Origin of the sequence: Microbacterium sp. CBA3102 (assembly GCF_007954505.1) — a bacterium.
Classification (GTDB): domain Bacteria; phylum Actinomycetota; class Actinomycetes; order Actinomycetales; family Microbacteriaceae; genus Microbacterium; species Microbacterium aurugineum.
Map to the genome: position 1 here is coordinate 2179630 of NZ_CP042412.1, position 22730 is coordinate 2202359.

Sequence of the window (22730 nt, forward strand, 5' to 3'; positions counted from 1 at the left end):
TTCTCCGATCAGCCCCGGTCTGCCGGGGACCTGGGCGAGTTTACGCCTTCCTGAGTGTTGCCTGTGTGCGCCGCGACCTGTTCGATTCGAGGGTCACTCCTCCGTGGCGCCGAGCGACGGGGAAGGAACGAAAGCGGCCCGGCGCTCGACGAGCTGCTCGAGCTCCAGGACGACGAGGCGATTCGTCCCGGCGACGGTGGCGGGGGCGGGCACGTAGAGCGTGCGCTGCGGTCCGTTGCGCCAGTAGCGGCCGAGGAAGAACCCGTTCACGAACGCATAGCCCTTGCTCCAGCTCGCGGTGTCGAGGAAGAGATCGGCGCGGGCATCCAGCTCGAACTCGGCGGTCCATGCGGTCGGACCGTCTCCGGCAGCTGTTGCCTCGGCGTCCGCGACAGCGTCCCTCCCGATCCCCGCGGCGATGGCGGCGACGTCCAACGGCGTGGAGCGCCATCCGCTCAGCGGTGCCCCGTCGAGGGTGACCGCCCCGATGAGTCCCTTCTCCTCGCCGAGCCGGTGGTCGTAGTTCACCCGCCCCTGGTCCTCCACCAGGATGCTCAGGGTGCGGCCACCGGGGATCCGGATCGCGCGGTCGTGGCGGGTGCGGGAGATCGTGCCGACCGTGCGCCCGTCGACACTGACCCAGCCCAGGTCCCGGAGTTCATCGACGAGGAGCACCCCGCCGTTGCCGTGGGGGAGGTCGACGTCGTAGCGCATCAACGCGCTCTGGTGTCCGAGCGCATCGAAGGTCTCGGGGTGGGCCGTCGGTTCCGCCGATCCCGCGGTCGTCGTCCAGGCACCTCCGGCGACGAGGGGGACCTCGAGCGCGGGGGCGGGGGTCGCGCTCGCGGGCAGCTCGTCCGGCACGGGCGCATGGCGCGCGATCACGTCGCGGAAGGCGAAGAACTTCTCCGTCGGGTTGCCCGCCTCGTCGAGCGGGGCGTCGTAGTCGTAGGAGGTCACGAGCGGCAGATAGCGTCCCTTGTCGTTCGCGCCGTTCGTGAGTGCGAAGTTCGTGCCGCCGTGGAACATGTAGATGTTGACCGAGGCGCCGGCGGCCAGGAGCGCATCCAGGTCGGCGGCCGTGGTCGCGACGTCCGTCGTGTGGTGCACGCCGCCCCACCAGTCGAACCATCCGTCCCAGAACTCCGAGCACATCAGGGGGCCGGTGGGCTGATGACGGCGCAGCGTCGCGAGGCGCTCGGTGCTGCGCGACCCGAAGGACCCGGTCTTGTGCAGCCCGGGGAGGCTCCCGTTCGACAGCATCCGGTCGACCGGCTGGTCGACGGTCGTCAGCGGCACCGTGATCCCGGCCTCGCGGGTGACCGTGACCAGTGTCTCGAGATACGCCGCGTCCGAGCCGTAGGCTCCGTACTCGTTCTCGATCTGCACGAGCACGACCGGACCGCCGCGATCGATCTGGCGCGGTGCGACGATGTCGTACACGCGGCGGAGGTATGCGCTCACCTCCACGAGGTACTCCGGCGCCGAGGAACGCAGCCCACCCGTGCCACCGGTGAGCCAGACCGGCAGCCCGCCGTTGTGCCACTCCGCGCAGATGTACGGACCGGGGCGGACGATCGCGTCCAGACCCTCCGCGTGGATCAGGTCGAGGAAGCGCCCGAGATCGTTCCATCCACTCGCGTCCCACTCGCCGCGTCGAGGTTCGTGCGCGTTCCAGGCCACGTACGTCTCGATCGTGTTCAACCCCATCAGCCGGGCTTTGCGGATGCGGTCCTGCCACTGGTCCGGGTGCACGCGGAAGTAGTGGATCGCGCCGGAGATGACCTGGTGCGGTCGTCCGTCGCGGAGGAAGTCGGTGTCACCGAGGGAGAAGGAGGTCACGAGTCGTGGTGCTTTCGATGAGGCGAGCTGTGCCGATCCCGTGACGGGGGATCCGGGACCGGCACAGCTCGCGGGTATTACTTGTTGACGGTGAAGCCCTGCGCGTTGCCGTACTCGACCAGCGCGTCCTGCCAGGCGGTCAGGCCGTCGTTCAGATCGGTGCCGTTCTGGTACGACTGGCCGACGGTGTCGCCGAAGATGCTGTTCGCGTACACCTGGTAGGGCAGGTAGCTCCAGCCTTCGACGACGTCATCGGCCGCGGCGGCGAGCACCTCGTTGATCTTCTGGCCGCCGAAGTACTCGGGAGCGTCGGAGAGGAACTCCTCGCTGGACAGCTCGGCGGTCGTGGACGGGAACCCGCCGCTTTCGAGGAAGATCGAGATGCTCTCCTCGGAGTTGTTCAACCACCACAGGAAGCCGGCCGCCAGCTCGGGGTTCTCGCTCTGCGTCGTGACGGCCTGGCCGCCACCGCCGTTCTCCGCGCTCGCCGGGGTGCCGTCATACGTCGGCATGGGGGCGACGCGCCAGTCGCCTGCGCCGTCGGGTGCGCCCGAGATGAGGTTTCCGGGCATCCAGGCGCCGATCACGAGGCTGGCGAGGCTTCCGTCGCCGAGGGCACGGAACCACTCGTCGCTCCAGCTGCCGTAGGGCGCGATCAGGTCTTCCTCGACGAGGCGGTTCCAGTTCTCGGTCCACTTCTTCGAGCCCGCGTCCTGCAGGTCGATCGTGACGTCGGTGCCCGAGGTCTCGAACGGCTTTCCGCCGGCCTGCCAGATCATCGAGGTCGCGAAGCCCGCGTCCCCGGCGTCGTTGGTGATGTATGCGTCGGGGTTCGCCGCGTGGATCTTCTTGGCGGCCTCGTAGTACTCGTCCCACGTGGTGGGCACCGTGACACCGGCGGCGTCGAACACGGTCTTGTTGTAGAACAGGGCCATGGGGCCGGAGTCCTGCGGCAGACCGTAGATCGCGTCCCCGTTCGTGACGGAGTTCCAGGTCGAGGCGGTGTAGTCGTCCTCGAAGTCGGCGAACCCGTAGGCCGAGAGGTCGGCGAAGGCGTCGGTGAGGGCGAACTGCGGGAAGGCGTAGTACTCGATCTGCACGACGTCGGGGGCGCCGGAGCCCGCCTTGATCGCGTTCTGCAGCTTGGTGTACTCCTCGTTGTTCGTCCCGGCGTTGACCAGATTGACGGTGACGTTCGGGTACTCCTTCTGGAAGGCCTCGACCTGCGCCTCGGCGGACGGGGTCCAGGACCAGTACGTGATCTTGCCGCCCTTCTCGAGGGCGGCTTCGACGGCGTCGAAGGAGCCGGAGCCCGCATCGGTGCCGGAACCGGAGTCGGTCGTGCCACCGGTGCTGCAGCCGGCCAGCGCCAGTGCTGCCACGGTTCCGGCGGCGAGCACGGCGAGGCTGCGCCGGGTCGGTGAGGGAAGGTGCTTCATTGCTGTGTCCTTTCGGGAGGTGCGGTCCAGCATCGGATCGCGGGGGTGTTGCAGAAGATGCGGGGAGCTATTGCTTGACGCTTCCCGCGGTGAGACCTGACTGCCAGAAGCGCTGCAGCAGCAGGAAGGCGATGACGATCGGGATGATCGTGAGGAGCGAGCCCATGATCACGAGGTTGTAGATCGGCTGGGATCCCGCGCCGATGGCCTGAGCGCTCCATTGGTTCAGGCCGACGGTCAGGGGGTACCAGGCGGGGTCCGACAGCATGATCAGCGGCAGGAAGTAGTTGTTCCAGGTGGCGACGACCGTGAAGAGCGCGACCGTGACGATGCCCGGGGCGAGAAGCCGCATCGAGATCGTGAAGAACGTCCGGAACTCGCCGGCTCCGTCGATGCGTGCGGCCTCGAGGAGTTCGGTCGGCACCGATTCGGAGGCGAACACCCAGATCAGGTACAGCCCGAACGGGCTGATGAGCGAGGGGATGATCACGGCCCAGGGCGTGTTCGTGAGCCCGAGCTCGCTGAAGAGCAGGAAGGTCGGCACGGCCAGTGCCGTACCCGGCACCGCCACGGCGCCGAGGACCACGGCGAACACCGCGCGCCGCCCGGGAAAGCGGAACTTCGCGAGTCCGTAGCCGGCCATCGTGGCGAGCAGCGTCGCACCGCCGGCGCCGACCACCACGTAGAGCAGGGTGTTGCCCAGCCAGCGGAGGAAGATACCGTCGCGGTAGGAGAACGTGGCGACGAGGTTGTCGAAGAACGCGAAGTCGTCGGCGAACCAGAGGCCGAAGGAGCTGAAGAGTCCGGCCTGCGTCTTGGTCGAGCTGAAGAGCAGCCACACCAGCGGGACGAGCGTGTACAGCGCGTAGACGACCATCACGATCAGCAGCGTGTTGGACTTGCGAGGCTTCAGCGGATCGTCGCGTCGGCGCGAGGGGCGGGCGAGGGGGAGTGCCATGTCAGCGCACCTCCGATGTCGAGCCGCGCAGCTGCACGACGTAGGCGATGACGGCCGTGATCACGCCCATGATGATGGCGATCGTCGCGGCGTAGTTGAACTGCTGACCGGCGAACGAAAGGTTGTACGCGTACATGTTCGGGGTGAAGAACGTGGTGATCACGTTCGGAGCCAGCGGGCGCAGGATGTTGGGCTCGTTGAACAACTGGAAGCTGCCGATGATCGAGAAGATCGTCGCGATCACGAGCGCCCCGCGCACGGAGGGGATCTTGATGGAGAAGATCGTGCGCCAGGCGCCCGCGCCGTCCAGGGCGGCCGCCTCGTACATGTCGGTCGGGATGGTCTTGAGCGAGGAGTAGAAGATCAGCATGTTGTAGCCGACGAACTCCCAGGTGACGATGTTGCCGATCGAGACGAGCATCCATTCCTTGGCGAACGGCGTGATCGCGTCGATGCCGAGGAAGTCGTTGATGTTGCTGGTGAGGCCGAACTGGTCGCCGTAGATGTAGCCCCACATGAGGACCGCGACGACGGCGGGAACCGCGTAGGGGAGGAAGATCAGGATGCGGAAGAACGACGCTCCGCGCAGGCGTGCGCTGTCCAGGGCGAGGGCGGCGCCGAGCGCGAGGAGGAGCATGATCGGCACCTGCACCACCAGGAAGATGAGCACGCGACCGAACGCCTCCCAGAACTGCGGGTCGGTGAGCGCGCGGACGTAGTTGTCCAGGCCGACGAAGGCGGTTCCGCCGATCAGCTTCTCCTGGAAGAAGCTGAGATACAGCGCGTAGGCGAGCGGTGTCAGGAACACCAGGGCGAACACGACCATGAATGGGCCGACGAAGGACCAGCCCTTCCAGTCGCGCCTGTCGCGCCGTCGGACGCCGGGGGCGCCCAGGGGTGCGGGGATTTCAGTCGTCATCGACGAGTCCTTCTTACGATCCGGGCGCTTGCTGCGCCGTGTGTCAACGTCAACATATTCGATCGACTGCTAGTGTGTCAACGTCAACACATGAGGGGATGGGTGATCGTGAGCCCAGAGCATCCGACCGAGACGTCGACGCGTCGTCGTGAGCCCTCCATGGAGGACGTCGCCCGGGAGGCCGGAGTCTCAGGGCAGACCGTGTCCCGCGTCGTGAACGCCCGGGGCTACGTCGGTGCGACCACCCGTGAGCGCGTCGAAGCCGCGATGCACCGTCTCGGCTACCGGCCCAACAGCGCGGCGCGTGCTCTGCGATCAGGACGCTTCCGCACCATCGGCGTCGTGATGTTCTCGTTCAGCTCGTACGGAAACCAGCGCACGCTCGACGCGATCGCGGTGCGCGCCGCCCAGCTCGGCTATGCCCTCACCCTCATCCCGGTGGAGTCGAGTGCCGGTGAGACCGTGGCCGGTGCGTTCCGGAGGCTCGAAGAGCATGCCGTCGACGGCATCATCATCGTGATCGAGGCGCACCAGCTCGACGAGGCTGACATCGAGATCCCCGAGGCCCTCCCCGTCGTGTTCGTCGACTCGAACCGCGGCGAGACCCATCCGTTCGTCGACACGGATCAGGCGCAGGGTGCCCGCTTGGCGACCGAGCACCTGCTCGAACTCGGCCACGAGACCGTCTGGCACGTCGCCGGTCCCGCCCGTTCCTACTCCGCGGAGCGACGCAGAGAGGCCTGGAGGGAGACGCTGGAGCAGCACGGGCGTCGCGTGCCGGAGCCGCTGCCGGGGGACTGGTCCGCCGCGTCGGGTTACGAAGCCGGTGTCGAACTGCGCGAGCGCGGCGAGGTCACGGCCGTCTTCGCCGCGAACGACCAGATGGCGATCGGCGTGCTGCGTGCTTTCCGCGAAGTCGGCCGCGAGGTGCCGGGCGACGTCAGCATCGTCGGGTTCGACGGCCTGCCCGACGCTGCACAGCTGTGGCCGCCCCTGACCACCGTGCAGCAGCATCCGGAACGCGTGGGGGCCCTCGCGGTGGACGCGCTGCTCGCCGAGCTCGACGGCACCGGACGTCAGCAGACGCCGCTCGTGAGCTGCGAACTCATCGTGCGCGCGAGCACGGCACCTCCGCGGAAGCGCTGAGCAGAGGAGCCGGTCAGCGCCAGATGACGGCGAGACCCGCGTTCAGGAGCGCCAGGATGCCGATCAGCCAGAACACGGCGGGCGGCACAGCGGCGCCGCGCTTCTGACGGGCGGAGCCGATGCCGAGCAGGGCGCCGATGATCAGCAGCACGACCAGCTTGACGCCGATCTTGACGTAGTTGAGCTCGTACTCGATACCCCACGGTGCGGCGAGAGCGAGGCCCGCGACACCGGCGATGGCGAGGCCGTAGTCCATGATCTTCGTGATCTGGCGCTTGCCCCCGAATGCCTGGGCCGCCCAGGCGCCGAAGAGCACGGCGAATCCGATGAGGTGGACGAACAGCACGATGTGGCGGAGGGTCTCCATGCCCTCACCGTACGAGTGCGGCGCCCTTCTGCGCTAGCAAGGGCAGGCTGACCTCAGGAACGGGCTATCGACGTGCGCCTGTGTTCACCTGTCGGGAGATTGCACGGATGTCGGGCGGAAACGTCGGTCTCGCCCTTTCGTCCGGTCATTCTCCCGACAGGTGCACGCGCCCGCCTCAGCCGCGCAGCTCCCGGGTCACGAGGGCGGTGCGCAGGGCAGCGTCCGCAGCTTCGGCACCCTTGTCCTCCTTCGAGCCGTCGAGGCCCGCGCGGTCGAGTCCCTGCTGCTCGTCGTCGAGGGTCAGCACACCGAAACCGACCGGCTTGCCGGCATCGAGCGCGACCCGGGTGAGGCCGTCGGTGGTCGCCGCCGACACGTACTCGAAGTGAGGGGTCCCGCCGCGGATGATGACGCCCAGCGCGACGACCGCATCCGCGCCACCGGCGAAAGCCGCCTGCGCAGCGATCGCGAGTTCGAAGGATCCGGGCACGCGTACCAGTCGGTGCGTGGCCTGCGCCGCCGACAGCACACGCTCGGCTCCGGCGATCAGGCCGTTCGAGATCGTCTCGTGCCAGGTGCCGGCCACGATCACGACGTTCAGTCCCCGCCCGTCGATGTTGCCGGTCTCGGGTGCTCCTGCGCCGCTCATTTCTCGTCCTCTCCCTTGGCGAGAGCTTCTGCGAGCTCTGCTTCGCCGATGATGTGACCCATCCGGTCACGCTTGGTCTCCAGGTACTGGTGGTTGTTGGGCCCGACGCCGACGATCAGCGGTACCTGCTCGACGACGTCGAGGCCGAGTTCGCGCAGCTGTGCGACCTTGTCGGTGTTGTTCGTCAGGAGGCGCACCTTCGACACACCCAGGTCGGCGAGGATCCCGGCCGCTGCCGCGTAGTCACGGGCGTCGGCGGGCAGACCCAGCGCGAGGTTGGCGTCGACCGTGTCGAGCCCCTCTTCCTGCAGGCTGTACGCGCGCAGCTTGTTGATGAGCCCGATCCCGCGCCCCTCGTGCCCGCGCATGTAGATGACGACGCCGCTCTCCTTCTCGATCGCGTCGAGGGCGGAGTCGAGCTGCGGACCGCACTCGCACTTCAGCGACCCGAACGCCTCACCCGTCAGGCACTCGGAGTGCACCCGCACGAGCGCCGTCTCGCCGGGCTCACCGGAGACGACGGCGATGTGGTCGGTGCCGGTGATGCGGTCCTTGTACGCCAGGAATCGGAAGCTGCCGTGGGTCGTCGGCACCGTGGCGTCGGCGCGCAGGCTCACGCGACGACCGCGGTGCGCGCTCGGCGTCGCGCCGTCGGGGTCGATCTCGTTGAGGTGGTCGATGAGCTGTTCGATCGTGATGACCGGCACCCCGTCGCGGGCGCCGAGTTCGATCAGGCCCGGAAGGCGCATCATGCTGCCGTCCTCCGCGACGACCTCGGCGATCGCTCCGACGGGGCGGAGCCCGGCCAGCTTCATCAGCTCGACAGCGGCCTCGGTGTGCCCGCTGCGCTCGCGCACGCCGCCGTCCACGGCGCGGAGCGGCAGGACGTGTCCGGGGCGGATGATGCTGGTCGACGTCGACTCCGGATCCGACAGCACGTTCAGGGTGTGTGCGCGATCATGCGCGCTGATGCCGGTCGTGACGCCCTGGGCGGCGTCGACGCTCACGGTGTATGCGGTGGAGCGGGCGTCTTCGCTGGCGGCGACCATCGGCGGCAGGTTCAGGTGATCGGCGAGGTCGGCGGGCATCGGGGCGCAGATGAATCCGGACGACCAGCGCACGGTCCACGCCACCCACTCCGGGGTCGCGAGCTCTGCCGAGAGGATGACATCGCCTTCGTTCTCACGGTTCTCGTCGTCGGCGACGAGGACGGGTCGCCCGGCGCGCAGTGCGGCCAGGGCCTCGGCGATCGTGGAAAGGCTCATCGTGAGCCTCCTTCCGGTGCGGCGCGGAACGCGAGCAAGCGCTCGACGTGCCGGGCGAGGATGTCGGTCTCCAGGTTCACGCGGTCCCCGACGGCGCGGACGCCGAGGGTCGTCGCGGCCAGGGTCTCCGGGATCAGCGAGATCTCGAACCACGGGGAGGGGGCGGCGGGGGCGCTGACGGCGCTCACGGTCAACGAGGTGCCGTCGACCGAGATCGACCCCTTGTCGACGACCAGCGGCGCGAGGTCGGCGGGGAGGCTGATGCGCAGCACGCTCCACTCGACCCCCGGGCGCACCTCGAGCACGTCGCCGGTGCCGTCGACATGGCCCTGGACGATGTGACCGCCGAGCCGGGCGCCGACGGGCATGGCCTTCTCGATGTTCACCCGGGTGCCGACCGTCGCCGACCCGATGGCCGAGACGTCGAGCGTCTGCTTCATCACGTCGGCGTCGAAGGTGTCCGCTGTCGAGCCGACCACGGTCAGGCAGACTCCCGAGACGGCGATCGACTCGCCGTGCACGGCATCCGCGGCGGCTCGGGGCGCGCGCACGGTCAGGCGCCAGCCGTCTCCGGACGGGGCGATCGCGGTGATCTCGCCCATCTCCTCGATGATTCCGGTGAACATCAGGCGGCTCCTTCGTGCTGCGGGTCTTCGTGCTGCGGGTCGGTCTCTTCCACGGGGTGTGCGATGGCGAGGAGGTCGCCCCCGAGGGGCACCCACTCGTCGATGGTGAGGCGCCGGGCCTCGGTGAGGGAACCGACCCCGATGTCGGTCAGCGCGAGTCGCCGGCCGCCGAGCAACACGGGCGCGACGTACGCGAGGATGCGGTCGGCGAACCCGGCCGCGAGGAAAGCGCTGGCGAGGGTCGGGCCCCCTTCGACGAACAGGCTCTGCACACCACGGGAGTGCAGATCGGCCAGGACCGCGTGCAGATCATGGGTGTCGAAGAACAGCGGCGTGTGGGGATGCCGACGCACTGCGGCATCGTCCGGAGTGACCCGCGCGCCGATGACCACCGGGATCGGCTGGTGGGGCAGCAGGGCGTCGCCGTCGCGGGCGGTGAGGGAAGGGTCGTCGGCGAGCACGGTGCCGGTGCCGACCGCGATGGCGTCGGCCTCCGCACGGCGTCGGTGCACGTCGGCGCGCGCCTCCGGGCCCGTGATCCACATGCTCGAACCGTCGTCCGCAGCGGCGCGCCCGTCCAGACTCTGCGCCCACTTGACCGTGACGTGCGGGCGTCCGAGCCGCTGCGCGGTGAGCCACCCGTCGATCACGGCGTGCGCGGCCTCGGCCTGTTCTCCCGACTCGACGTCGACCCCGGACGCACGCAGCCGATCGGCCCCGCCGCCGGAGACGGCGCCCGGGTCGTCGAGTGCGTAGACGACGCGGGCGATGCCGGCCTCGATCAGCGCGACGGCGCACGGACCCGTGCGGCCGGTGTGGTTGCAGGGTTCCAGGGTGACGACGGCCGTGGCGCCGCGGGCCTCGAGCGGGTCGAGCTTCGAGAGCGCGTCGACCTCGGCGTGCGGGGTGCCGGCGCCCTGGTGCCACCCCTCGGCGAGCACCCTGCCTTCGGGGGAGAGGATGACCGCGCCCACCTGCGGGTTCGCCCCTCGTGGTCCGCGGGCGGCGAGGTGGAGCGCGCGAACCATCGCGTCGCGCTCTGCCGCGTTCACTGCCATCCGTCGTCCTCCTCTGAGGCTCCGGGGGTCGGAGGGATGGCGGAACGGACGCACGGATGCGTCTCGTGCTGCCTCCCTTCCGGACTAGCGAAGTCTCCCTCGCATCACCGTCGGTCCCGGAGTTCCACCGGATCGGCATCCCGATCTCTCGAGACGCTCGCGGACTGTCACCGCCGGTTCGGATTCTCACCGACCCCGGAGCACGTTGTTGCTCTGAGTGTACTCAACGCGCCTGCACGCATTTCATTCCACGACAGGGACCTTGTCATTCCACGACAGGGACCTTGCGCCCGCCGCTCGCCACCGCCGTCACTTGAGCAGCCGCGAGAGCCGCCGGTCGGCGAGCACTTTGCCGCCGGTCTGGCAGGTGGGGCAGTACTCGAGCGAACGGTCGGCGAAGAAGACGCTGCGCACCGTGTCGCCGCATACCGGGCAGGCCTCTCCGCGGCGGGCGTGCACCTGCATCCCGCGGCGCTTGGCGTCTTTCAGATCGGCCGGCGGCTTGCCGGAGGCTTCGGCGACCGCTTCCGTCAGCGTCTCGCGCAGGGCGGCGAACAAGCGGTCGATCTCGGCATCGTCCAGCTTTCCGGCGATCGCATACGGCGACATGCGCGCGGCGTGCAGGATCTCGTCGGAGTACGCGTTGCCGATGCCCGCGATCACCGCTTGGTCGCGCAGCAGCCCCTTGATCTGCATCCGGCGCTCATCCAGCAGCGCCGCGAACGCCTCTCTGGTGAACGCGGGGTCGAGAGGGTCGGGCCCGAGCCGCGCGATGCCGGGGACCTCCTGCGGGTCGCGGACCACGGAGAGGGCGAGTGACTTCTTCGTCCCGGCCTCCGTGAGATCGAAGCCGCTGCCGTCGTCGAGTGCGATGCGCAGCGCGATGGGGGACTTGCCCGGCTTGAGGAGCGTGGTCGGCAGCGCGTCGTACCACCGGAGCCACCCCGCCTTCGCGAGGTGGAACACGAGGTGCAGGTCGTCGCCGCACGAGAGAACCACGAATTTGCCGAGGCGAGCGCAGGCCGTGATCGTGCGTCCCTGCAGCGCAGTGATCGGTGGGTCGTAGGTCTTGAGCGCGGCGATGGCGGCGACGGTCGCCCGCGTGATCGTCCGCCCCACGGCGCGCTCGTCGAGGAAGGTGGTCAGGCCCTGGACTTCCGGCATCTCCGGCATGCGTTCATCCTGTCACCGGCCGCCGACACTGTCACCCGGCGGGCGGTCCTCAGAGCACCGGCCAGTCCACCGGGGTGCGGTCGTCGTCGGGCAGCAGCCCCGCGATCCACCCGTCGTCACGGCCGCGCTGGCTGGTCAGCGCCTGGCGCTGCAGACCTTCGTAGCGGAAGCCGAGAGCGCGGGCGGCCCGTGCGGAAGGGACGTTCCCCACCACGGCCTGCCACCGGATGCGGGCGAGGCCGAGGTCGGTGAACCCCCAGTCGATCACGGCATGGGCCGCTTCGACGAGGTAGCCCTTGCCGCGCGCGGAGGCCTCGACCCAGTAGCCGAGTTCGGCCGTCGCGCCCGTGAAGTGGTCGGTCCTGTTGTGGAGACCGATCATGCCCACGAGCCCGCCGTCCGCGTAGACGCCCCAGACGGCCTCTGTTCCCGCGTTCCAGTGCTCGGTCACCAGGCGCACGAAGGCCTCCGCATCCTCGCGCGAGTACGGGCTCGGCACCGTGGTCCAGCGGGGGAGTTCGGGGTCCTGGCACGCGTCGGTGATGGCATCGACGTCGGCATCCGTCGGAGCATGAAGGACGAGACGTTCGGTGGTCAGCACGACGGATTCCATCCCGACAGCCTACGCAGGTGAGCGCTCGTCGTCGGACGGCGGCGGGAGTGTCCGTGGGCGCGACTAGTCTTGTCCGGTGACTGTTCCGGGGATTCTGCGCGCCTTGGAAGAGGCGTCTCTGTACCGCGACGCCCTCAGCTGGGCGCGCACCGACGCCGACCTCGGCCTGGTCGACGGGCTCGACGCGCCGACTCTGGCCGGCTTGCTGGCTCGACGGACCGCGGCGGGACATCCGGCCGCTCTTCTCGCGGTCGTGCCCACCGGTCGGCGGGCGGAGAGTCTGGCGCTGGCGATGCACGCCTACATGCCCGATGCCGACATCCTCACGTTCCCCGCGTGGGAGACGCTCCCGCACGAGCGCCTCAGCCCGAGCCCCGACACCGTGGGTCAGCGGCTGCAGACGCTGCGTCGGATCGCGGAGTGGTCGGGCGACCACCCGTTGATCGTGGTCGCGTCCGTCCGCGCCGCGCTGCAGCCGATCGCAGGGAACCTCGGCGAGATCGCGCCGCTCGAGCTCCTGGTCGGCAGTCGGGGTCACGAACTCGACCGCGTGGTGGAGCAGCTCGTCGAGCGGGCGTACTCGCGCGTCGACATGGTGTCGCGGCGCGGGGAGTTCGCGGTGCGCGGGGGCATCCTCGACGTGTTCCCGCCCACGTCCGAGCATCCCTACCGCGTGGAGTTCTTCGGCGACGAGATCGATCAGATCCGGGCCTTCTCGGTGGCCGACCAGCGTTCGCTTCCGGGCGATGTCCCGAGCGTCGACCTTCCTCCGACCCGTGAACTGCTGCTCACGGCCGACGTCCGCGAACGCGCCCGCGCGCTGATCGGCGGTTTCCCCGCGATCTCCGGCATGCTCGAGAAGATGGCCGAGGGGATCCCGGTCGAGGGGATGGAGTCGCTGCTCCCCGCCGTCGCCGGACCCTTGAAGTCGTTGGCCGAGTACCTGCCGGCCGGCAGTGCGACGGCGGTCATCGATCCCGAGCGCGCGAGCGCACGTGCCATCACCCTGGGCGACACGAACCGCGAGTTCCTCGACGCCGCCTGGAGCGCGGCCACCTCCGGCGCTTCCGCGCCCATCGATCTGGGGGCCGGGGATTTCCTGACGATCGCCGAGCTCCGGGAGGTCGTACGCGACCGCGGCGGCGTGTGGTGGCGGCTCAGCCCGTTCGGCGCCGGCCTCGGCGAGGGCGAGGTGGAGGCGACCAACCTCGGCGCCGCCGTCATCCCCTCCTTCCACGGCAACGTCGACGGGGCCATCTCCTTCGTCGAGGCGAAGGTGACCGACGGATGGCGCGTGGTCGTGATCGCCGCCGGTCACGGACTGGTCGATCGTGCACGCGACGTCCTCGCAGACCGGGGCCTGGCCGCTCGCGTGCTCGAGACGCTCGACGAGGCGCCGGAGCCCGGTGTCGCGACGCTCGTCACCGGTTCGGTCGAAGCGGGCTTCCAGATCGAGGAGGCGAAGCTCGCGGTCCTCACCGACAACGAGTTCTACGGCCGCACGATCGGCGGCGACCAGCGCGTCGTCAAGAAGCTCGCCTCCCGCCGCAAGAACGTCGTCGATCCGCTCCAGCTCAAGCAGGGCGACTTCGTCGTGCACGCCACGCACGGCATCGGCCGGTTCGTCGAGATGACGCAGCGGGAGGTGTCGACCGGGGGGCGCAATGCCGCCAAGTCGGTCCGCGACTACCTCGTGCTCGAGTACGCACCGTCCAAACGCGGCTACCCGGGCGACAAGCTCTTCGTGCCGACCGACCAGCTCGACCTGCTCTCGAAGTACGTCGGCGGCGAAGCGCCCACGCTCTCGAAGATGGGCGGAAGCGACTGGTCGCAGGCCAAGGGCAAGGCGCGCAAGGCGGTCCGCGACATCGCCGTCGAGCTCGTGAAGCTCTACTCCGCGCGCATGAGCGCCAAGGGACACGCCTTCGGTCCGGACACGCCGTGGCAGCGGGAGCTGGAGGAGGCGTTCCCGTTCGCCGAGACGCAGGACCAGCTACAGACCATCGACGAGATCAAGGCCGACATGGAGCGGCCGATCCCGATGGACCGACTGCTCTCGGGGGATGTCGGCTTCGGCAAGACCGAGGTCGCCGTCCGTGCCGCGTTCAAGGCGATCCAGGACGGCAAACAGGTCGCGATGCTCGTGCCCACCACGCTTCTCGTGAAGCAGCACCTCGAGACCTTCACCGAGCGCTTCGCCGGGTTCCCGGTCAAGGTGCGGCCGCTGTCGCGCTTCCAGACCGACAAGGAAGCCCGGCTCACCCTCCAGGGGCTGTTGGAGGGCTCGGTCGACATGGTGATCGGCACCCACCGCATCCTCACCGATCAGGTGATGTTCAAGGATCTCGGCCTCATGATCATCGATGAGGAGCAGCGGTTCGGGGTCGAGCACAAGGACTCGCTCAAGAAGATGAAGACCAACGTCGACATCCTCGCCATGAGTGCCACCCCCATCCCGCGCACGCTCGAGATGGCGGTCACGGGCATCCGGGAGATGTCGACGCTGGCGACTCCGCCCGAGGACCGTCATCCGATCCTCTCGTTCGTCGGTCCCCGCAGCGACAAGCAGATGGCCGCCGCGATCCGACGTGAGATCCTGCGCGAGGGGCAGATCTTCTTCGTGCACAACCGCGTGCAGTCCATCCAGCGCGTGGCGAGCGAGCTCGCCGAACTCGTGCCGGAGGCCCGCATCGCCGTCGCCCACGGACAGATGGGCGAGCACCAGCTCGAACAGGTCGTCGACGACTTCTGGGAGCGCAAGTTCGACGTCCTCGTCTCGACGACCATCATCGAGACCGGCCTCGACATCGCCAACGCGAACACGATCATCATCGACCGCGCCGACAAGTACGGGCTCAGCCAGCTGCACCAGCTTCGAGGTCGTGTCGGACGAGGGCGCGAGCGCGCGTACGCGTACTTCCTCTACGACGAGACCAAGCCGCTCTCCGAGACCGCGGCAGACCGTCTGCAGACGATCGCGGTCAACAACGACCTCGGCTCCGGCATGCAGGTCGCGCTGAAAGACCTCGAACTGCGGGGGGCGGGCAACCTCCTCGGTGCCGAGCAGGCCGGACACATTGCCGGCGTCGGATTCGACCTGTACCTGCGCATGATCGGCGAGGCCGTGGCGACCTTCCGCGGCGACGAGGTCGAGACCGGACAGGAGCTGCGACTGGAATTGCCGCTCGATGCGCGCATCCCCGAGTACTACATCGACAGCGAGCGTCTGCGACTCGAGGCCTATCAGAAGCTCTCGGCGGCCTCGGCGGCGACGGCGAAGGACGAGGCCATCGACCTCGTGATCGAGGAGCTCGTCGACCGCTACGGCACACCGCCGGAAGAGGTGGAGGGCCTGGTCGCGGTCTCGCGTCTGCGGCGCCGTGCCGCCCGCGCCGGGCTCACGGATGTGGTCGTGATGGGGTCGAACCTGCGCATCGCGCCCGCACGCCTCGAAGACTCGATCAAGGTGCGGTTGCAGCGACTGTATCCGAAGGCGAAGCTCGTGGCCGGGGGAGAGGCGCTGGTCGTGCCGATGCCCATGGTTCCCGCAGCGGTCGGCGTCGGTCTCGAGCCGCTGCCCGATGCACAGCTGCTCGAGTGGGTCGGACAGCTGTTCACCGCGATCTTCCCCGAGCCGGTCGCGGCCGAGTAGCGCGCGGCGACCGGCGGCGGTACTAGTCTGGCCGCATGTTGTACGAGCACCTCGGGGCTCGGCCCCGCATCCATGACACCGCCGTCATCGCCCCCACCGCCGTCGTCTCGGGCGACGTGGAGATCGGGCCGGGCTGCCAGGTGCTGCACGGCGCCGTGATCACGGCCGAAGGAGGAGCGATCACCCTCGGCGAGCACGTGATCGTGATGGAGAACGCGCTCATCCGGGCGACCGCCGCGAACGCGGTGCACATCGGCGCGCACACCCTGATCGGCACACTGTCGAGCATCGCGGGCGCGACCGTGGGTGAGGAGACGTTCCTCGCCTCGGGGTCGCGTCTGTTCAACGGTTCCCTGGTGGGGGCGCGCTGCGAGGTACGCGTCAACGCGATCGTCCTCCGTCGCGCCGTCCTGCCCGAAGGCACGGTGGTCCCGATCGGCTGGGTGGCGGTCGGTCATCCGGTGCAGCTCTTCTCACCGGACCGTGAGGACGACATCGCGGCCGCCCAGCCCGACCTCGACTTCCCCGGGCACGTCTTCGGCGTCGACCGGGACACCCCCGACCTGATGGTGCAGCTCACCGAGCGCTACGGCAGCTCCCTCGCACGGCATGCGCAGGACGTGCATCTCGACGACGCACACCGCCGCCCCCACCGCTCCTGACCGCCGGCGCGGTCCCTCACGAGCCCTTCCCGTCGCGATATGTCAGCCGAAATCAGCCGAAACGGTGACATATCGCGACCGGAACGGAGGGTGCGAGGGATCAGATGACGCCCTGGGCGAGCATCGCGGCGGCGACGCGCTCGAAGCCCGCGATGTTGGCACCGGCCACGTAGTCACCTGCGACACCGTGACGCTCCGCGGCGTCGAACGCGGCATCGTGGATGTCCGCCATGATCTCTCGCAGCTTGTTCTCGCTGTCCCCGAAGCTCCAGCGCTGGCGCGACGCGTTCTGGCTCATCTCGAGGGCCGAGGTCGCGACACCGCCCGCGTTGGCGGCCTTTCCGGGGGCGAACAGCACGCCCGCCTTCTGGAACGCGTCGACGGCATCCGGCACACACGGCATGTTCGCGCCTTCCGACACCACGCACACGCCGTTGGCGATCAGCGCTTCGGCGTCGGACAGGCTGACCTCGTTCTGCGTGGCCGAGGGCACCGCGATGTCGACCGGGACCTCCCAGACGCTGCCGCCCTCGATGAAGCGTGCGCTCGGGCGACGGTTGGCGTACTCGACGATGCGGGCGCGCTCGACCTCCTTGAGCTGACGGAGCAGGTCGACGTCGATGCCGGCGTCGTCGACGACGTAGCCGGAGGAGTCAGAGGCGGTCACCGGGGTCGCGCCGAGCTGCGTGGCCTTCTGGATCGCGTAGATCGCGACGTTGCCGGAGCCCGAGATGCCCACGCGCTTGCCGGCGAGGGAGTCGTTGTGCACAGCGAGCATCTCCTGGGCGAAGAACACCGCGCCGTATCCGGTCGCCTCTGTGCGCACCTCCGCGCCGCCCCATCCGGTGCCCTTGCCGGTGAACATGCCCGACTCGTGGCGGTTGGTGATCTTGCGGTACTGGCCGAACAGGTAGCCGATCTCGCGGCCGCCCACCCCGATGTCGCCGGCGGGGACGTCGGTGTGCTCTCCGAGGTGACGGTAGAGCTCGTTCATGAACGACTGGCAGAAGCGCATGACCTCGGCGTCGGACTTGCCGTGCGGGTCGAAGTCGGATCCGCCCTTGCCGCCGCCGATGCCCTGACCGGTGAGCGCGTTCTTGAAGATCTGCTCGAATCCGAGGAACTTGATGATCGACAGATCGACCGAGGGGTGGAACCGGAGCCCACCCTTGTACGGGCCGAGCACCGAGGAGAACTGCACGCGGTAGCCCCGGTTGACCTGCAGCTTTCCGGAGTCGTCGACCCACGGCACGCGGAACAGGATCTGACGCTCGGGCTCGACGAGCCGTTCCAGGATGCCGCCCTCGACGTATTCCGGGTGCTGCTCCAGGACCGGCGCGATCGAGTGCAGCACTTCGTGGACGGCCTGCTGGAACTCCGGCTCATGCGGGCTGCGGGCGAGCACCGTGTCGAAGACGGGCTGCACGGCGGGGGCGAGCGGGTGGAAGTCGACGGGAGTCGTAGCGGTCACGCGGAAGGGGCTTTCTGGTGGGGGATGGTGGTGCAGGCGATCGTGTCGCGTGAGGCTTCGCCGGATCCGGCGCGAGATTTCACTCTAGCGGCGGTCCATCGTGGGCGACGCACGCGGCAGGCGGGGCGCCGGTCACCCGGTGTTCTGCAGGCCCGCGGCGACTCCACTCACCGAGAGCAGGAGCAGCCGCTGCTGTTCGGCGTCGGCTCCCGAGCCCGTCGGCTCCTCGTCCGCGGAGCGCAGCGCGCGCAGTGCACGCAACTGCAGGAGCGAGAGCGCATCCACGTAGGGGCTGCGCAGCTGCACGGCGCGTTGCAGGACCGGCTTGTTCTCCAGGAGGCTGTCGCCGCCGGTGAGCCGGATCACCCAGCGCCGCGTGGTCGCCAGCTCATCGAGGACGAGCTGAGCGAGGTCGTCGCGGTCGCCGAGGGCGAGATACTCCCGGGCGATGCGCTCATCCGTCTTGGCCAGGCTCATCGCCACGTTGTCGATCATCGTGTGCAGCAGCGGCCACTCGCGGTACGCCTCGGCAAGGAGCTCCTCATCGCCGACGGCGTCCAGTGCGGTGCCGAGCCCGAACCAGCCCGCGAGGTTGATGCGCGCCTGCGTCCACGCGAACACCCACGGGATCGCCCGCAGATCTTCCAGCGACTCGACCGAGAGTCCTCGGCGTGCGGGGCGGGACCCGAGTGCGAGCAGGCCGATCTCCTCGAGCGGCGTCACGGTGGCGAACCACGGGGCGAAGCCCTCCGCCTTCACGAGTGAGAAGAAGCGCTCCCGTGAAGCGGTGTCCATGATCGAGGCGATCTCGGCGTAGCGCTCGGCGGCGCGGCTGGTGCGCGCTTCCTCCGTGGGGGAGGACGCCAGCAACGTCGCGGCGGCGACCTGGTCGATGTGCCGCATCGCGATGGCGGGCTCGCCGTAGCGCGCGAAGATGACCTCGCCCTGCTCGGTGAGCTTGAACCGACCGTCCACCGAGTGCGGCGGCTGCGCGAGGATGGCGGAGTTCGCAGGCCCTCCACCGCGCCCGAGGGCGCCGCCGCGACCGTGGAAGAGCGTCAGGACGATGCCGGACTCCTGCGCCCAGCGGGCGATCTTCTCCTGCGCCTCGTACAGGGCCAGGTTCGCGGCGACCGGACCGACGTCCTTGGACGAGTCCGAGTAGCCGAGCATGACTTCGAGGCGGTTGCCCGTGGCCGCCATGCGTTCGCGGAACTCCGGGAACGTCACGGCTTCGGCGAGGATGCCCGGCGCGGCCTGCAAGTCGGCGAACGTCTCGAACAGCGGGACCACGTCGAGCACCGGGGCGTCGTCGCCCAGGGCGTACCGCGCGAGGCGATGCACGTTGGCGAGATCAGAGGCGGCCTGGGTGAACGAGACGACGTAGCGCCCCGCGGCCCGCACACCGCGATCGCGCTGGATGTCCGCGATCGCGCGGAAGACCTCCAGCACCTCCTCGGTCTGGGCGCTGAGAGCCTCGCCGGCGTCCAGCTCGGCCAGCGCCTTCGCGTGCACCTGCGAGTGCTGACGCACCTCGAGCTCGGTCAGGTGGAAGCCGTAGGTCTCGACCTGCCAGATCAGGTGCTGCACGCCGCCGAATGCGTGACGCTTCGCGCCGGCATCCGCGAGCGACGACTGCACGGCCCGCAGATCGGCGAGAAGCTCTTCGGGGCGGGCGTAGGCCCGTGCGCCGTCGCCCTGACGGGTGGCGGCGATGCGGCGCGCCATCACCAGCAGCACGCGACGGTGGGGCTCGTCCGGCGAGCGGGTCGCGAGTTCCGCGGCCAGCTCGGGGTCTCCGGCCGCGAAGCGGTCCCAGAGTGCCGTGACGTCGGCGCTCGGCGGGGTGTCGTCCGCCGAGAGCGTGAGTGCACGACCGATCCGCTCGAGCGCGCGCTCGAGGCCGCGCAGCACATGGTCGGCGGCGATCTGCGAGGCTTCGCGGGTCACGGAGGCGGTGACGAACGGGTTGCCGTCCCGATCGCCGCCCACCCACGAGCCGATCCGCACGAACGCGGGCACGACCGGGGCGCTGGCGCCGGATTCCTCGCCGCGGAGGGCGTCATCGATGCGGCGATAGACGTGCGGCACGGTCGTGAACAGCGTCTCGTCGAACACGCCCATCACGGTGCGGACCTCGTCGGTCGGGGACGGCTTCTGCGACCGCAGGGGAGCCGTGCGCCAGAGCGTGTCGATCTCCTCCAGCATGCGTCGGCGAGCACGGTGCTCCTCCGAGCCGCCCTCGCTCGCTGCGTCGTGCTGCGTGAGGAGTTCGGACAGGCGACGGATGCTCGACGAGACCGCGCGGCGGCGGGCCTCGGTCGGATGCGCGGTGAAGACCGGGTGGAAGCGGAGGCCTTCGAGGCGGCGGCGCGCCTCGTCGTCGCCGACCTCGGTCCGCAGTCGCGCGTATGCGGTCGCGACGGTGTCGGCGGCATCCTCGCGTCCCGGCTGCCCTGCGCGCTCGCGCAGCACGCGCACGCGTTGGTGCTCCTCGGCGAGGTTCACCAGGTGGAAGTAGCAGGTGAACGCGCGCGCGACCTCGTCGGCGCGGGCGACCGTGAACGACTCGGCGATCGCCGCGGCGCGTTCGAATGCGTCGGGGGTCTCCTGGTCGTAGGCCTGGATCGTGGCGAGCCGGAGGCGTTCGACGTCTTCGAAGAGTCCGTCGCCGCCGGCTTCGCGCAGTACCTGCCCGAGCAGCTGCCCGAGCATCCTGACGTCGGTGCGCATGGCATCGGGGATGCCGCGGCCGGCTTCGAAACGGCCGATCACGCGGATCGCCTCGGTGTTCGTGGGTTCGGAGAAGGAGTGTGCGGGGGTCACACTTCGAGAGTATCCCGCACGCCGAGGGTGTTCTGCACGCATGACGGACGCCGGACGGACGCCTGACCGCGGAGCGCGGATCGCGGAAGGCACGGGGCCGCGGGGTGAGCCGGGACCATACGATGGGACGGATGCGCATCTCAGCGAACCCCCTCCGCGGGCAGCAGTTCCCCGCCGTCCTCCTCCTCCTCGCGGCCGGTCTCGGCTTGTTGCTCGCGAACCTGCCCACGCACGATCCGTTGGCCGCCTTCCTCGACTTCCACATCGCGGTGCCGGGGACGGACCTCGACCTGTCGATCGAGCACTGGGTGTCGGACGGACTCCTCGCGGTCTTCTTCCTCGTGGTCGCCATCGAGCTGCGCCACGAACTCACCCACGGCGAGCTCGATTCGCTGCGCAAGGCCGTGCAGCCCGCGATCGCGGCGACCGGCGGTGTGCTGGTCCCGATCGCGGTGTACCTGCTGATCGCCGGGGGAGACAGCTCGACGTCTTCGGGGTGGCCCATTCCGACCGCGACCGACATCGCTTTCGCCCTCGGTGTGCTGGCGATGTTCGGGAAGGGGCTGCCGTCTCGTGTGCGCGTCTTCCTGCTCGCCCTCGCGATCCTCGATGACATCATCGGCATCATCTTCATCGCGGTCCTCTTCGCCGGCGACGTGCAGTGGCTGCTGCTCGGCCTCGCGGTCGTGGGGGTCGCCGTGTTCTGGGCCCTCAGCCGCTTCCTGCATGCGAAGGGGCACCCGCTGATCGCCGTCGCGATGGTCGTGGTCGGTGTCGTGACGTGGGGCCTCGTGGCTTCGTCGGGCATCCACGCCACGATCGCCGGTGTGCTGCTGGGGCTCGTCATGGCTCCGGTTCCGGCCGCCCGCACGCGTCACGCGCTCGAGCCGTCCGTGAACGGGGTGATCCTCCCGATCTTCGCCTTCGTCGCGGCGTTCGTGGTGATCCCCGCCCTCTCGCCCACGCAGCTCTCTCCGGCCTTCTGGGGGATCGTGGTCGCGTTGCCGGTCGGCAAGATCATCGGGATCTCGCTGTTCGGCTGGCTTGCGATGCACATCCGTCCGAAGGGCTCGGATCCGGCGCTGCCGTTCGCCGACATCCTCGCGGCCGGGGCGCTCGGCGGGATCGGGTTCACGGTGTCGCTGCTGTTGGCGAATCTCGCCTTCGCCGATGATCGCGGTATCCGGGACCAGGCGATCCTCGGCGTGCTCGTCGGGTCGTTGATCGCCCTTCTGCTTTCTGCGCTCATCGTGTCATTGCGTGCGCGCTGGTACCGTCGCACCGCATCCGCCTCGTCCTGAGCGCGGAGCCGGTTCCGCTCTGTTCGAAGGAGGACGCATGAGCTCTCATCCTGAGCCCGGTGCCGGGGTGGACGACCCGCTCCGCGCCGCTGCCGAGACCATGCGGGAGGTGCGCGCGCGCTGCGTCTGGTCGCAGCGCATCACGCACCAGGACCTGGTGCCGTATCTGATCGAGGAATCGCACGAGGTGATCGACGCGGTCGAGACCGGCACCCGGGACGATCTGCGCGAGGAGCTGGGCGATCTGCTCTGGCAGGTGCTGTTCCACGCGGCGATCGCCGCGCAGGACCCCGAGGATCCGTTCGACATCGACGACGTGGCACGGACGCTCACCGAGAAGATGGTGCGCCGGCATCCGCATGTCTTCGCCGGTGAGGTCGCCGAGACCCCGGAGCAGGTGCTCGTGCACTGGAACGCGGCGAAGGCCGCGGAGAAGCGCACCCGCCGCAGCGTGCTCGACGGCGTGCCGCGGGGGATGCCGGCACTCGCCCTCGCCCAGAAACTGGTCGGCCGCGCCGCTCAGGTGGAGGTGGCGGTCGAACCTGGCGACAAGGCTGGCGTTCCGGCATCGGAAGCCGAGCTCGGTGACGCATTGCTCGCGCTGGTGGCGACGGCCCGCGTCGCAGGGTGGGATGCGGAGCGCGCACTCCGCGAGCGCCTGCGCGTGCTCGAGGACGACGTGAGAGCGGCCGAAGCGGCCTCCTGACCGTCCGGGCGCACGGACCGTCGGGCCGACCTGGGAAGATGGACCCGTGGCTACTGT

18 protein-coding genes are annotated in these 22730 nt (G+C 69.4%); 5 read left to right on the plus strand and 13 right to left on the minus strand.

Going from position 1 to position 22730, the window contains the following annotated elements:
* Positions 1-93: 93 nt before the first annotated feature.
* The 4 genes from FGL91_RS10405 to FGL91_RS10420 all read right to left on the minus strand — a co-directional run bounded on the left by FGL91_RS10405 (position 94) and on the right by FGL91_RS10420 (position 5158).
* Positions 94-1842, minus strand: coding sequence for a glycoside hydrolase family 35 protein (locus tag FGL91_RS10405; RefSeq protein WP_153243782.1), 1749 nt, complete (start codon positions 1840-1842; stop codon positions 94-96).
* A gap of 77 nt (positions 1843-1919) precedes the next feature.
* On the minus strand, positions 1920-3281 hold the full coding sequence (locus FGL91_RS10410; protein ID WP_153243783.1) for an ABC transporter substrate-binding protein: 1362 nt from the start codon (positions 3279-3281) through the stop codon (positions 1920-1922).
* Between the two features lie 67 nt (positions 3282-3348).
* Positions 3349-4239, minus strand: coding sequence for a carbohydrate ABC transporter permease (locus FGL91_RS10415; RefSeq protein WP_165875474.1), 891 nt, complete (start codon positions 4237-4239; stop codon positions 3349-3351).
* A gap of 1 nt (position 4240) precedes the next feature.
* Positions 4241-5158: a carbohydrate ABC transporter permease gene (locus FGL91_RS10420; protein WP_047523174.1), complete on the minus strand. Its 918-nt coding sequence runs from the start codon at positions 5156-5158 to the stop codon at positions 4241-4243.
* Between the two features lie 159 nt (positions 5159-5317).
* Between FGL91_RS10420 and FGL91_RS10425 the strand changes: the two genes are divergently transcribed.
* On the plus strand, positions 5318-6304 hold the full coding sequence (locus FGL91_RS10425; RefSeq protein ID WP_131493510.1) for a LacI family DNA-binding transcriptional regulator: 987 nt from the start codon (positions 5318-5320) through the stop codon (positions 6302-6304).
* Positions 6305-6317: 13 nt separating this feature from the next.
* Here FGL91_RS10425 and FGL91_RS10430 read toward each other — a convergent pair whose 3' ends face one another.
* From FGL91_RS10430 to FGL91_RS10460, 7 genes are all read right to left on the minus strand, one after another.
* Positions 6318-6671: a hypothetical protein gene (locus tag FGL91_RS10430; RefSeq protein WP_047523176.1), complete on the minus strand. Its 354-nt coding sequence runs from the start codon at positions 6669-6671 to the stop codon at positions 6318-6320.
* A 175-nt stretch (positions 6672-6846) separates the two neighbouring features.
* Positions 6847-7320, minus strand: coding sequence for a 6,7-dimethyl-8-ribityllumazine synthase (gene ribH, locus FGL91_RS10435; protein ID WP_047523177.1), 474 nt, complete (start codon positions 7318-7320; stop codon positions 6847-6849).
* Positions 7317-8585 carry a GTP cyclohydrolase II gene (gene ribA, locus FGL91_RS10440; RefSeq protein WP_153243784.1) on the minus strand — a complete coding sequence of 423 codons (1269 nt, stop codon included), beginning with the start codon at positions 8583-8585 and terminating at the stop codon, positions 7317-7319. The genes ribH and ribA overlap by 4 nt, the downstream gene beginning before the upstream one ends.
* On the minus strand, positions 8582-9211 hold the full coding sequence (locus FGL91_RS10445) for a riboflavin synthase (protein WP_131493452.1): 630 nt from the start codon (positions 9209-9211) through the stop codon (positions 8582-8584). The genes ribA and FGL91_RS10445 overlap by 4 nt, the downstream gene beginning before the upstream one ends.
* Positions 9211-10269, minus strand: coding sequence for a bifunctional diaminohydroxyphosphoribosylaminopyrimidine deaminase/5-amino-6-(5-phosphoribosylamino)uracil reductase RibD (gene ribD, locus FGL91_RS10450; RefSeq protein ID WP_153243785.1), 1059 nt, complete (start codon positions 10267-10269; stop codon positions 9211-9213). The genes FGL91_RS10445 and ribD overlap by 1 nt, the downstream gene beginning before the upstream one ends.
* A 309-nt stretch (positions 10270-10578) precedes the next feature.
* Positions 10579-11442 (minus strand): Fpg/Nei family DNA glycosylase, encoded by an 864-nt coding sequence (locus FGL91_RS10455; RefSeq protein ID WP_153243786.1) that lies wholly within the window; start codon positions 11440-11442, stop codon positions 10579-10581.
* Positions 11443-11491: 49 nt separating this feature from the next.
* Entirely contained in the window at positions 11492-12055 is a 564-nt protein-coding gene (locus tag FGL91_RS10460) for a GNAT family N-acetyltransferase (RefSeq protein ID WP_134353274.1), read from the minus strand.
* Positions 12056-12131: 76 nt separating this feature from the next.
* Between FGL91_RS10460 and mfd the strand changes: the two genes are divergently transcribed.
* Together mfd and FGL91_RS10470 are read left to right on the plus strand one after the other, a co-directional pair.
* Positions 12132-15707 carry a transcription-repair coupling factor gene (gene mfd, locus FGL91_RS10465; protein WP_153243787.1) on the plus strand — a complete coding sequence of 1192 codons (3576 nt, stop codon included), beginning with the start codon at positions 12132-12134 and terminating at the stop codon, positions 15705-15707.
* A gap of 35 nt (positions 15708-15742) precedes the next feature.
* Positions 15743-16369 (plus strand): gamma carbonic anhydrase family protein, encoded by a 627-nt coding sequence (locus FGL91_RS10470; RefSeq protein WP_153243788.1) that lies wholly within the window; start codon positions 15743-15745, stop codon positions 16367-16369.
* Positions 16370-16469: 100 nt separating this feature from the next.
* Here FGL91_RS10470 and gdhA read toward each other — a convergent pair whose 3' ends face one another.
* Entirely contained in the window at positions 16470-17840 is a 1371-nt protein-coding gene (gene gdhA / locus FGL91_RS10475) for an NADP-specific glutamate dehydrogenase (RefSeq protein WP_153243789.1), read from the minus strand.
* A 132-nt stretch (positions 17841-17972) separates the two neighbouring features.
* On the minus strand, positions 17973-20666 hold the full coding sequence (locus FGL91_RS10480) for a phosphoenolpyruvate carboxylase (RefSeq protein WP_153243790.1): 2694 nt from the start codon (positions 20664-20666) through the stop codon (positions 17973-17975).
* Positions 20667-20797: 131 nt separating this feature from the next.
* On the opposite strand from FGL91_RS10480, the gene nhaA reads away from it, so the two are divergent.
* Positions 20798-21967: a Na+/H+ antiporter NhaA gene (nhaA, locus tag FGL91_RS10485; protein ID WP_047523187.1), complete on the plus strand. Its 1170-nt coding sequence runs from the start codon at positions 20798-20800 to the stop codon at positions 21965-21967.
* A 37-nt stretch (positions 21968-22004) separates the two neighbouring features.
* The gene (locus FGL91_RS10490; RefSeq protein ID WP_153243791.1) at positions 22005-22673 is read left to right on the plus strand and encodes a MazG family protein; all 669 of its coding nucleotides are present in this window, start codon (positions 22005-22007) and stop codon (positions 22671-22673) included.
* The last annotated feature ends 57 nt before the right edge of the window (positions 22674-22730 follow it).